Source organism: Candidatus Thiosymbion oneisti (assembly GCF_900092655.1).
Lineage (GTDB): Bacteria > Pseudomonadota > Gammaproteobacteria > Chromatiales > Chromatiaceae > Thiosymbion > Thiosymbion oneisti.
Genome location: NZ_FLUY01001643.1, coordinates 1 through 11,642, shown reverse-complemented (window position 1 = coordinate 11,642; position 11,642 = coordinate 1). Strand labels below are relative to the sequence as shown.

Below are 11,642 nucleotides of genomic sequence, written 5' to 3'. Positions count from 1 at the left end.
TTTCAGGACGCTGGAGCGTCAGATCCCTCCTCCGTCGGGACAAGCTTGCTCCCACGCTGGAGCGTGGGAGCCAGAGAGAGCTCCGTCATCGGAGCTCGAAGTTCCACTATCCAAGCTCAAAGCTCCGCCATCCAAGCTCGGAGCTCCGTCATTCAAGCTCGAAGCTCCACCATTCAAGCTCAGAGCTCCGCCCTTCAAGCTCAAAGCTCCACCATCCAAGCTCAGAGCTCCACCATTCAAGCTCGGAGCTCCATCGTCGAAGCTCAGAGCCCCGTCGCCCAAGCTCGAAGCTCCGCCATCCAAGCTCGGAGCTCCATCATCGAAGCTCAGAGCTCCGCCATCCAAGCTCGAAGCTCCATCGTCCAAGCTCAGAGCTCCGTCGCCCAAGTTCAAAGCTCCACCATCCAAGCTCGGAGTGCCGCCATCGAAGCTCAGATCCGTAGGGCGGGAAAGTGTAGTGCATCCCGCCACTACTCAGACTACGAGCTCGAAATGACAGGAAAATTTCGATGGAAGGGGAGACTACTCCTCCGCGGAGGCGGCCGGCTTCCGCTCGCCCGCCCGCCGGAAGCGTTCGCCCAGCTGCTCGGCCACCGGCTTGAGACCCGGCGTCGTCTGGGCGGCGGTCTTGACATACTTGTAGACCTGGGCCGCTTCCTGCATCGCTTCCCCGCCCACCGCCATCCGGGTGTCGTCGATCTGGGAGGCCACCGAGTCGGCAAGTGTGCCCAACTCGGTCAGGGCGGTGAACAGGTCTACGTCTTTCTTGAAGCCGGGGATGCTGAAGCTGACGGGGAGAATCGTGGGATGATCCTGGGCGGCGGTCAGGGCATTCTGCACGAAGGAGGTGCTGTCGGGCCCGGCCTTGAAGGTGGCCATGCGTTCCTGGGGCGTCAGACTGACGAGGAAAGGCAGCTTTTTGAGCACGGTATCGAAGGCGGTCTTGATGATTTTCATGTCGGCGGCGGAGAGGGAGGCATCGATGTTCTGGTAGGACATAGTCATGTTCTCTCAGGATTATGAAACGGAATGGTCACTACAGTGGTAGTGTTCTAATTTTGTTGTTGCTGAATAGCGGGAACCTTTTTGATCCCTTCTCGCTTCTTGATCCCCTCTCGCTTCTTGATCCCCTCTCCCCAACCCCTCTCCCGCCGGGAGAGGGGCTTTGAGGCTTAACTTAATGGTATTGCACTACAGCATCGGCCCGCAGGCTCCGCTATGCGGATTGCCGGTGCCTTGCCGCCTAGTATCTCATTTCGCTTGATATTACAGAGATGCTCTATTCACCTCAGAGACACAGAGAGCACCGAGAACGGAAGAGAACGCCAAGGCGCCAAGACGCAAAGAAAGAAAAAGAACCTTTGCGTCTTGGCGTCATTGCGTCCCGGCGTTAAATGGGCCGGAAAGTGAGCGGCCAAGCATAAATTTTTCAATCTGAGCCTCTGCCCCGTTTCGCGTCGTGAACAGATTGGCCTAATATCCGCCATAATCGGCGGCTTTACTTGGGTCAAAGCCTGTAGGTCGGGTCAGACCAGGGCGACGGAGGTAGCTAGCATACGGTGGATGGCGCAAGCTTATCCACCCTACGCGGACTAGTTTTGATGCGGTTCGCGCCGGGAAGGCGTGCACCAGCCGTCGAGTTCGGAACCACCGCGCTCACCGCATCCTCCGCCCTTTCTGCGAAAATCTGCGTAATCTGTGGATTCAAAACGCGAACACGACCATGGACACCATCCGCATCCGCGGCGCCCGCACCCATAATCTCAAGAATCTGGATCTGGATCTGCCGCGGGATCGGCTGATTGTGCTCACCGGCTTGTCCGGGTCCGGTAAATCCTCACTGGCCTTCGATACGATCTATGCGGAGGGACAGCGCCGCTACGTGGAGTCCTTGTCCGCCTATGCCCGCCAGTTCTTGTCCATGATGGACAAGCCGGATCTGGACCATATCGAGGGGCTGTCGCCGGCTATCTCTATCGAGCAGAAGACGACTTCTCACAATCCCCGCTCGACGGTGGGCACCATCACGGAGATCTACGACTATCTGCGTCTGCTCTTCGCCCGGGTCGGCAGCCCTCACTGCCCCCAGCACGGCACTTCTCTTGAGGCCCAGACCGTGAGCCAGATGGTGGACCAGGTGTTGGCGCTGCCGGCGGGCGAGAAGCTGATGTTGCTGGCCCCGGTGGTCTCGGAGCGCAAGGGGGAGTACCACCGGTTGCTCGGGGAGCTCCACGCCCAGGGCTTTATCCGCGCCCGGATCGACGGCGATTTGTGCGAGCTGGACGCTCCGCCGGAGCTGGATCTCAGGCGCAAGCATAATATCGAGGTGGTGGTGGACCGCTTCCGGGTGCGGCCGGACCTGGCGCTGCGGCTCGCCGAGTCTTTCGAGACCGCGCTGGGCCTTTCGGGCGGGCTGGCGCGGGTGGCCAGGATCGATGCGCCGAGCATCGAGGCCCCGGACCAGGAGGAGTTGCTGTTTTCCGCCTCCTTCGCCTGCCCCAGGTGCGGTTACAGCATCCTGGACCTGGAGCCGCGGCTGTTCTCCTTCAACAACCCGGCCGGCGCCTGCCCCACCTGCGACGGCTTGGGTGTCGAGCAGTTCTTCGACCCGGCCAAGGTCGTCAGTCACCCCCAGTCGAGTCTCGCCGGGGGCGCCGTGCGCGGCTGGGACCGGCGTAATGCCTACTATTTCCAGCTGATCCGCGCCCTCGGCGCCCACTATGGTTTCGACGTGGAGACCCCCTGGCAGGCACTACCGGAACGGGCACGCAAGCTGGTCCTGTACGGCTCCGGGCGGGAGAAGATCAGGTTTACGCTGCCCCACGAACGGGGTGCCGGCAGGCTGCGGCCCTTTGAGGGGATTATCCCCAACATGGAGCGCCGGTACCGGGAGACGGATTCCAACACGGTGCGCGAGGAGCTCGCCCGCTATATCTCCCAGCAGCCCTGTCCCGACTGTGCCGGCTCCCGTCTCAACGAGGCCGCCCGTCATGTGCTGGTGGCCGATCATAACCTGCCGCGGTTGGCCGCCCTGCCGGTGGGCGAATCCCTGCATTTCTTCGAGACCCTGGTCCTGCCCGGTCGGCACGGTGAGATCGGCGCCAAGATCATCAAGGAGATCGCCCAGCGGTTGCGGTTTCTGGTGGATGTGGGCCTGGACTACCTGACCCTGGAGCGTAGCGCCGATTCCCTGTCCGGCGGCGAGGCCCAGCGCATCCGGCTCGCCAGCCAGATCGGGGCCGGCCTGGTGGGGGTCATGTATATCCTGGACGAGCCTTCTATCGGTCTGCACCAGCGCGATAACGCCCGGCTGCTGCGCACCCTGACCCACCTGCGGGATCTGGGCAACACCGTCATCGTGGTCGAGCACGACGAGGAGGCCATCCGTAGCGCGGATCTGGTGGTGGATCTGGGGCCCGGCGCCGGTGTCCACGGCGGTGAGATCGTCGCTCAAGGCACCAGCGACCAGGTGGCCGCCGCTCCCGGCTCCCTTACCGGCCGCTACCTGAGCGGTGACCTGCGGATCGAGATCCCGGCCGCGCGTACCGCCGTGGATCCCGAGCGTCAGCTACGGGTGCGGGGGGCCGGCGGCCACAATCTGAAGGGTATCGACGCCGCTATCCCGGTGGGTACTTTGTGCTGTATCACCGGGGTCTCGGGCTCCGGCAAATCGACCCTCATCAATGATACTCTCTACCCGGCCGCCGCCCACCGGCTCAACGGGGCGGCCTTAAGCCCGGCCCAGCATAGCGCCATCGAAGGGCTGGATCACTTCGACAAGGTGGTGGACATCGACCAGAGCCCGATCGGTCGCACGCCCCGTTCCAATCCCGCTACCTATACCGGTCTGTTCGGTCCGGTGCGGGAGCTGTTCGCTGCCGTGCCCGAGGCCCGCTCCCGGGGCTATACCCCCGGCCGCTTCAGCTTCAACGTCAAGGGGGGGCGCTGCGAGACCTGCCGCGGGGACGGCTTGATCCGGGTCGAGATGCACTTCCTGCCCGATGTCTACGTCCAGTGCGATACCTGCCGGGGCCGGCGCTATAACCGCGAGACCCTGGAGATCCGCTACAAGGACAAGACTATCGATCAGGTCCTCGACCTCACGGTAGAGGACGCCGCGGCCTTCTTCTCCGCCGTTCCGGTCATCAAGCGCAAGCTCCAGACCCTGATCGACGTGGGACTGGCCTATGTCCGCCTCGGCCAGAGCGCCACCACCCTGTCCGGAGGCGAGGCTCAGCGGGTCAAGCTGTCCCGGGAGCTCAGCAAGCGCGATACCGGCCGTACCCTCTACATCCTGGACGAACCCACCACCGGGCTCCACTTCCAGGACGTCAAGCAACTGCTGGAGGTCCTCCACCGCCTGCGCGACCACGGCAATACAGTCATCGTCATCGAGCACAACCTGGACGTGATCAAGACCGCGGACTGGATCCTCGACCTGGGGCCGGAGGGGGGAGATCGAGGCGGCGAGCTCATCGCCACCGGAACCCCCGAACAGATCGCCGCTGACCCGGACTCTCATACCGGGCGGTTCCTCAAGCCCCATTTGGAGCGGGGGTGGTAGTAGCCTCGTAGGGTATGGTGAGGAACGAACCGCACCGATTGCGGGTATCCAGGGGGGTAGCCCAACAGCACTATTTTTTCCATACTCAATCCGGCTTAGGCGACTCCGCAACATGAATATATCCGCAGATTTTCGCAGATTAAAAAAGTGTCGCATCCTTCACCGTCGGAAGACGCGCCTAATCCAACCGACAAGACTTAACTTAATGGCATTGGATACAATCCACCGGACAATCGACAACGGAGGCTGTATGAAATCGATCCTGATCATGCTCGGGGTGCTGGTCACCCACCTGGCCGCAGCCGGTTCGCAGGTGCACGAAAGGGTGCTCGACAACGGGCTGAAGGTGCTGATGAAGCCCGATCACCGGGCCCCGATTGTCACTTCCCAGGTTTGGTACAAGGTCGGGTCCAGCTATGAGCACGGCGGCCTGACCGGTATCTCCCACGTGCTGGAACACATGATGTTCAAGGGTACCAAGCGGCTCGCTCCCGGCGAGTTCTCCCGCATCATCGCGGAGCACGGCGGTAGGGAGAACGCCTTTACCGGGCGCGATTACACGGCCTATTACCAGACCCTGGCCAAGGACCGACTCGCGATCGCCTTCGAGCTGGAGGCCGAGCGGATGCGTAATCTCACCCTGCCGGAGGAGGAATTTGCCAAGGAGCTGGAGGTGGTCAAGGAAGAGCGCCGCCTGCGTACCGAGGACGACCCCGAGTCCTTGACCTTCGAGCAGTTCAATGCCACGGCCTACGAGGCATCGCCCTATCGGATCCCTATCATCGGCCGGGCCAGCGACCTGGAGCACCTGAAAGTAGCTGATCTACGGGACTGGTACCACAGGTGGTACGCCCCGAATAACGCGACCCTGGTGGTGGTGGGTGACCTGGAGCCGGAGACGGTCTTCCTACTGGCCGAGAAGCACTTCGGTCCCCTGGAGCCGGAGCAGATACGGCCGCCGAAGGTACGCGGGGAGCCCGTGCAACGGGGCGAGAAACGGCTCCGGGTCAAGGCGCCGGCCAAGGAGCCCTATCTGATCCTGGGCTATAAGGCCACCGCCCTGGGACATGCCGAACCGGCCTGGGAGCCCTATGCCTTAGAAATGTTGGCCGCGGTGCTCGACGGCGGCAGCAGCGCCCGCTTCAGCCGCGAGCTGGTGCGCGGCACACGAGTGGCCGCCTCGGCGGGTGCCGGTTACGATGCCTTTAGCCGTCTACCCGGACTATTCCTGATCGACGGCACCCCCGCCCAGGGGCGTACCCTGGAGGCGCTCGAGCAGGCCTTCCGGGCCCAGGTCGAGCGCGTCCAACGCGAGCCGGTGGCGGCGTCCGAGCTCGCGCGCATCCGCACTCAGGTCGTCGCCCACAAGGTCTACGAGCAAGACTCGGTCTTTTACCAGGCCATGCAGCTGGGACGCCTGGAGACCGTAGGCCTGGGCTGGCCCTTGGTAGATCGGTACGTCGAGCATCTACGTCGGGTAACCCCGGAACAGATCCAGGCCGTGGCGCGCAAATATCTGGTCGCGGACCGGCTCACGGTGGCTCTGCTGGAGCCCCAACCCCTGGATGGCAAACGGGATGGCAAACAGAATGGCAAACAACCGCGCTCGAAGGCAGCGGGAGGACCTGGCCATGCGCACTGACAATATCCGCATTTTCTCCATAGCTTGTGCCCTGCTCGGTCTCGCCGTCGCGAGTGCCGCCGAAGCGGGACCCAAGATCGAAACCTGGGAGACGACCAAGGGCGCGCGGGTCCTTTTCGTCGCCGCACCGGATCTGCCTATGCTCGACGTCCGGTTGGTGTTCGATGCCGGAAGCGCCCGGGACGACAAGCGCTCCGGTCTGGCCTCCCTGACTGCGAATATGTTGACGCAGGGGGCGGGGGAGTGGGACGCGGACACCATCGCCGAACGTATCGAGTCCGTCGGGGCAGAGTTCTCCGCCAGCGCCGCCCGCGACATGGCCACCTTGTCGCTGCGCACCTTGACCGCAGAGTCCGCTTTGGACCAGGCCCTGGAGACCGTAGCCAAGAGCCTGTCCAAGCCCAGGTTCGACCAGGCCGATTTCGAGCGCGTGCGCGAGAACCGCCTGGTCGCCTTGCGTCAGGACGAGCAGGATCCGAGCACCCTCGGCTCAAAGGCCATCTACCGCAAGGTCTTCGGCGATCATCCCTACGCCGCCGATTCCGCCGGGACCCTGGAGACGGTAAGCGCCATACGGCGTGAGGAGCTGGTGGAATTTCACCGCCGCTACTATGTGGCCGGCAACGCGGTGGTCGCCATCGTCGGGGCCCTCGCACAGGAGCAGGCCCGAGACCTGGCGGAGCGCCTCACGGCCGATTTGGACACCGGCGAGCCGCCGCCCGAGTTGCCACCGGTGCCGGAGCTGTCTGATCCGGTCCTGGAACGCCTGAGCTTCCCGTCGACCCAGACTCATGTCTTCGCGGGACAGCCGGGAATGCGGCGGCTCGATCCAGATTACTTTCCCCTCTATGTCGGTAATCATATCCTGGGGGGTAGTGGGCTGGTCTCCCTGCTCATGGACGAGGTGCGGGAGAAGCGGGGGCTGTCCTACAGCGTCTACAGCTACTTCTACCCCATGTCCCAACGCGGCCCCTTCCTGATGGGGCTGCAGACCAAGAACGACCAAGCCGACCAGGCCCGGGCAGTGCTGATGGACACGGTGCGACGTTTTCGGGAGCAAGGACCGACGGAAGCTGAGCTGACGGCCGCGATCAAGCACATCACCGGCGGCTTTCCGCGGCGGATCGCCAGCAACAGCAAGGTTGTCGGCTATCTCGCGGTGATCGGCTTCTACGGTTTGCCCCTGGACTACCTGGATCGCTTCAGCGAGCGGGTGTCCAAGATACGGGCCGAGCAGATCCGCGATGCCTTCCACCGCCGGGTGCACCCGGACCGCTTCGCCACCGTGATCGTCGGGCCGCGGGAGGATCGCGCGGCCGACGGCGAGGACTGATGTCCGCCTGAGGGTAGTCCGGCGTGTTGGGTTACGGCGCGTTCGGTCCTGTCGCTGTGCTTCGGGATCGGACCGCGCGCCTAACCCAACCTACACTTAGAGCGAAATCCGTGCATGCAGGCAGCACGGCGGGTAATGTGGGTGTAGGTTGCGTTAAGACGCTGGCACTGACCTGGCAGGCAGACGATCAGCGAGCCTTTGGGCGTCGAACGCAACACGTCCGGTCCCCCAAACAGCGCCGAATCATTCAGGATTGCTTTTAACCAGACAGCCTTTCAAAATCATGACAACCGATCTTACCACCGAGATCCTGAAGCAGATCCGAGACGGCATCACGGAGTTGCGGGAGGACTTCAATCACCGGCTCGATCAGACCAACTCACGCCTTGAGGAGTTGCGACAAGACTTTAATCACCGGCTCGATCAGACCAACTCGCGTCTTGGGCGGGTAGAACAGGGGCTTAATGATCTCGGCAAATTCATGCGTCAAATCGCCCTCGACCAGGCCAAACACGAGCGCTTCCATGCCCACCATGTGGAGCGTCTGGAAGAAGACGTAACGGACCTGAAAGCGCGCGTCCAACGGCTCGAACAAAGAACCGCCGTCTGAAGGCGACAGGCGGCAAACCGATTAGCGACATTCGGCGTCCGAAACTCCATTCGTCAGGTCTTTGGAAATCATGACAACCGATCTTACCACCGAAATCCTGAAGCAAATCCGAGACGGCATCACGGAGTTGCGGGAGGACTTTAATCAACGGCTGGATCAGACCAATGAGCGGCTGGATCAGACCAATGAACGGTTGGATCAGACCAACTCGCGTCTTGGGCGGGTGGAACAAGGTCTTAATGACCTCGGCAAATTCATGCGTCAAATCGCCCTCGATCAAGCCAGGCACGAGCGCTTCCATGCCCACCATGTGGAGCACCTGGAAGAGGACGTAACGGACTTGAAAGCGCGTGTCCAACGACTCGAACAAAGAGCCGTCGGCTGAACAGGGTATACTATTAAGGACTCGTCGGTGCCCCCCGGCAATTGCTGGAATCTTCGCAATCCGAATCTATCCAAATGAGCCAAGTCCATACCCCACAACCAGCGTTTCACGACCCTTCCCTGGTCGCGGCCCGCACCGAGTTGCTCCGCGTGCTGCGCACCTTTCTGCCCGATGACGCCGTACTGGCGCAGGAGGAAGAACTTCGCCCCTACGAGTGTGATGCCCTCTCCGCCTACCGGCAGCTCCCCTTGCTGGTGGTGCTGCCGCGTACCCTCGAAGAGGTCCGGCGTATCATGCGCCTGTGCCATGAACGCGACATCCCGGTGGTCGCCAGAGGCGCGGGGACCGGGGTTTCCGGCGGTGCGCTGCCCCACGCCGAAGGCGTCCTGCTCAGCCTGGCACGCTTCAACCGCATCCTGGATATCGACCGGAGCGGCCGCACCGCGCGCGTTCAGCCCGGCGTGCGCAATCTGGCCATCTCCGAGGCCGCGGCCCCCTTGGGCCTCTACTATGCCCCAGACCCGTCCTCGCAGATCGCCTGCACCATCGGCGGCAATGTCGCGGAAAACTCCGGCGGCGTGCACTGCCTCAAGTACGGGCTGACGGTGCATAACGTGCTGGCGGTCAAGTTGGTGACGGTGGATGGCGAGCTGATCGAGATCGGCGGCCAGGTCCTGGACGCTCCGGGCTACGACCTGCTGGCCCTGCTCATCGGGTCCGAGGGGATGCTCGGCGTCGTGGTCGAGGTGACCATCCGCCTCCTGCCGGTGCCCGAGCAGGCACAAGTCGTGTTGGCCGCCTACGACGACGTAGAAAAGGGCGGACAGGCCGTGGGGGACATCATCGCCGCGGGCATCATCCCGGCGGGCCTGGAGATGATGGACGGCCCCGCTATCGCCGCCACCGAGGCCTTCGTCCACGCCGGCTATCCGACCGACGCGGCCGCCATCCTACTGTGCGAAGTGGACGGTAGCGAACAAGAGGTCGCCGAGCACACCGCCCAGGTTCGGGAACTGCTGCTCGCCAGCGGCGCTACCGAGGTACGGACCGCCCGCGACAATCAGGAACGCCTGCGCTTCTGGCAGGGTCGCAAGGCTGCCTTCCCCGCCATGGGCCAGCTCGCCCCCGACTACTACTGTATGGACGGCACCATCCCCCGCCGCCGATTGCCCGAGGTCCTGCGCCGCACCACGGAGCTCGCGGAAGAATACGGCCTGCCGGTGGTCAATGTATTCCATGCCGGCGACGGTAACCTGCATCCGCTGATTCTCTACGATGCCAACAAGCCCGGGGAACTGGAACGCACCGAGGAACTCGGCGGCAAGATCCTGGAGCTGTGCGTCGAAGTCGGCGGCACCATCACTGGCGAACACGGCGTGGGAATCGAGAAGATCCGCCAGATGTGCTTCCAGTTCACCAAGGAAGAGCTCGAACAATTCATGGCGGTCAAGCGGGCCTTCGATCCGAAGGGGCTGTTGAACCCCGGCAAAGGCGTGCCCACGCCGCGCCGGTGCTCGGAGTACCGTGAGCTACCTTCACGGGCGCCGGATCGTGAGCATAGGCACGATCACCGATGACCAGAAACTCGATAGTATAGGAAAAGTGAAATTCAACGAATTGGTCCGGCTCTTGGAGAAGAACGGATTCCGCATCGTCAAAGAGAAGGGCTCTATCCGCTACTATGCAAAGGAAGGTTACCATAACCTTATACGGGTAGACTATCACGGCGCCAAAGAAGTACCTAAAGGCACTTGTCACGCTATCCTAAAAGCAGCAGGCATCAGAAAATAAGATATCAATATGATTGATCTTCAATATTCTCTCGTGATAGAGGCAACGGAAGAACCGGATTTCTTCGGCTTCTTTTCTCCCGATTTGGACGGCTTCACTGGGGTCGGTCACTCGATTGAAGATTGTATCTACAAGGCCAAGTGGGGGATGCTCGAGCACATCGCCTTGATGAAGGAACGTGGACTTTCTATTCCTCCTCCAAGTCCGGATATGAAAATAACTATCCGGAATGAAAGAAAAATGGCTGTTGCCGCATAGTCGATATAACGAGGATATCCGGCTTTCACGCTTCGGCGTGAGCGCAAGTTCTGATGCTTTAGCGTCACGAGACGCGCACCGCCGGAGCGACTAATGGTGCGTTTCTATACTGGATGTGGGAGCGGACCCAAAAAACAGAAATCACGGTCATGCCCGGGTTGTACGATATAAAAAGGAATAATACGGTGGATACGCGGGGGCGTGATCGGTTATGCGTGTAGAGGAAATTAAACCTGGCCCCTTTCTTCCGCCATGTCGAGCCAAAGCCGTTGGGGTTCGTTCCTCACCCCAACCTACGGGCTTTCCTACAAGCTACCGACTTCCCTGCCTCGCACCGCATTGCCAACACTCAAAACTTCTGGCGGTTAACAGGCGAAACAGAGCAACCGAATCGGTCCTCACAGCGAACCCTAACCACTTGACCCTATCACGCCGCCTGTTTGGCTACAAACACCGCTCGCGCAGCCCGGATGCCACGCAGATACTTGGCATGACGCCGAGCGCAGAGATCCGTGAGCGATGCCGGTGCGCCGACCGCCGTTCCAAATTCCTTGAGAAAACGCTCGGCAAAGTCGATAAATTGCTCCCCGTCAATGCCCAGTCGGGCAAGTATCTTAGGTACTCGCGCTTCGATATATCCAGACTTATCCGCGCGTAACGCCCGGCCCGTCCAATCGACCAGCTCCAAGTAGTCCTCGAAAGCAAAAGGCACTGCCCAGGGAGTCTGTGCGGTGGCGTCAAAGGGCATCAGCGAGGCTTGGGGTAAGACGTGCGTTTCGGCCTCTGGTCGTAACCGCTCCCCATCGAGCATTACCTCGGGATCATTGACCGTCGTGGTCTCCTGCGAGCCGGCTTCAGATGTAACTTCCTTCGGCAATCCGCCGACACGCTCCTGAATCGAGGTGTAGTCCGAGGTCTCCGGCGTCTCGGCCAGCTCCGCCCGCACCGGATTCAGATCCACATAGGCCATCGCCGCCAGCAGCGCCTTCTCATCGAGCAGTGCTTGGCTTTTGAAGCGGCCCTCCCAAAAACGCCCCTTCACCCCATCCTCCGCATTGG

At 61.9% G+C, this 11,642-nt stretch carries 10 protein-coding genes; 8 read left to right on the top strand and 2 right to left on the bottom strand.

What is annotated here, in order from left to right; all coding sequences use genetic code 11:
- Positions 1 to 522: 522 nt before the first annotated feature.
- Positions 523 to 999 carry a hypothetical protein gene (locus BQ17_RS17030; protein WP_089729115.1) on the bottom strand — a complete coding sequence of 159 codons (477 nt, stop codon included), beginning with the start codon at positions 997 to 999 and terminating at the stop codon, positions 523 to 525.
- Between the two features lie 724 nt (positions 1,000 to 1,723).
- Between BQ17_RS17030 and uvrA the strand changes: the two genes are divergently transcribed.
- The 8 genes from uvrA to BQ17_RS16990 all read left to right on the top strand — a co-directional run bounded on the left by uvrA (position 1,724) and on the right by BQ17_RS16990 (position 10,583).
- Complete coding sequence (gene uvrA / locus BQ17_RS17025) at positions 1,724 to 4,564, top strand: excinuclease ABC subunit UvrA (RefSeq protein ID WP_089729113.1); 2,841 nt, start codon at positions 1,724 to 1,726, stop codon at positions 4,562 to 4,564.
- Positions 4,565 to 4,814: 250 nt separating this feature from the next.
- Positions 4,815 to 6,206 (top strand): M16 family metallopeptidase, encoded by a 1,392-nt coding sequence (locus tag BQ17_RS17020; RefSeq protein ID WP_089729111.1) that lies wholly within the window; start codon positions 4,815 to 4,817, stop codon positions 6,204 to 6,206.
- Positions 6,196 to 7,539 carry a M16 family metallopeptidase gene (locus BQ17_RS17015; protein ID WP_089729109.1) on the top strand — a complete coding sequence of 448 codons (1,344 nt, stop codon included), beginning with the start codon at positions 6,196 to 6,198 and terminating at the stop codon, positions 7,537 to 7,539. Before BQ17_RS17020 ends, BQ17_RS17015 begins: the two co-directional genes overlap by 11 nt.
- 283 nt (positions 7,540 to 7,822) lie before the next feature.
- Positions 7,823 to 8,149, top strand: a complete 327-nt coding sequence (locus BQ17_RS17010) for a hypothetical protein (protein WP_089729107.1) — start codon at positions 7,823 to 7,825, stop codon at positions 8,147 to 8,149.
- A gap of 70 nt (positions 8,150 to 8,219) precedes the next feature.
- Positions 8,220 to 8,534: a hypothetical protein gene (locus BQ17_RS17005; protein WP_089729106.1), complete on the top strand. Its 315-nt coding sequence runs from the start codon at positions 8,220 to 8,222 to the stop codon at positions 8,532 to 8,534.
- 74 nt (positions 8,535 to 8,608) lie between these two features.
- On the top strand, positions 8,609 to 10,111 hold the full coding sequence (locus BQ17_RS17000; protein WP_089729103.1) for an FAD-linked oxidase C-terminal domain-containing protein: 1,503 nt from the start codon (positions 8,609 to 8,611) through the stop codon (positions 10,109 to 10,111).
- Positions 10,059 to 10,325, top strand: a complete 267-nt coding sequence (locus BQ17_RS16995) for a type II toxin-antitoxin system HicA family toxin (RefSeq protein WP_369406486.1) — start codon at positions 10,059 to 10,061, stop codon at positions 10,323 to 10,325. Before BQ17_RS17000 ends, BQ17_RS16995 begins: the two co-directional genes overlap by 53 nt.
- Before the next feature lie 9 nt (positions 10,326 to 10,334).
- Positions 10,335 to 10,583, top strand: coding sequence for a type II toxin-antitoxin system HicB family antitoxin (locus BQ17_RS16990; RefSeq protein WP_089729101.1), 249 nt, complete (start codon positions 10,335 to 10,337; stop codon positions 10,581 to 10,583).
- Between the two features lie 427 nt (positions 10,584 to 11,010).
- Here the strand turns inward: BQ17_RS16990 and BQ17_RS16985 are convergent.
- The coding region (locus BQ17_RS16985) for a transposase (protein WP_500784428.1) at positions 11,011 to 11,642 on the bottom strand (632 nt) is incomplete at its 5' end.

Coding starts and splice junctions, on each gene's coding strand:
- BQ17_RS17005 (WP_089729106.1), top strand. CDS start 8,220: ATGACAACCGATCTTACCACCGAAATCCTGAAGCAAATCCGAGACGGC.
- BQ17_RS17010 (WP_089729107.1), top strand. CDS start 7,823: ATGACAACCGATCTTACCACCGAGATCCTGAAGCAGATCCGAGACGGC.
- BQ17_RS17020 (WP_089729111.1), top strand. CDS start 4,815: ATGAAATCGATCCTGATCATGCTCGGGGTGCTGGTCACCCACCTGGCC.
- BQ17_RS17000 (WP_089729103.1), top strand. CDS start 8,609: ATGAGCCAAGTCCATACCCCACAACCAGCGTTTCACGACCCTTCCCTG.
- BQ17_RS16990 (WP_089729101.1), top strand. CDS start 10,335: ATGATTGATCTTCAATATTCTCTCGTGATAGAGGCAACGGAAGAACCG.
- uvrA (WP_089729113.1), top strand. CDS start 1,724: ATGGACACCATCCGCATCCGCGGCGCCCGCACCCATAATCTCAAGAAT.
- BQ17_RS17015 (WP_089729109.1), top strand. CDS start 6,196: ATGCGCACTGACAATATCCGCATTTTCTCCATAGCTTGTGCCCTGCTC.
- BQ17_RS17030 (WP_089729115.1), bottom strand. CDS start 999: ATGTCCTACCAGAACATCGATGCCTCCCTCTCCGCCGCCGACATGAAA.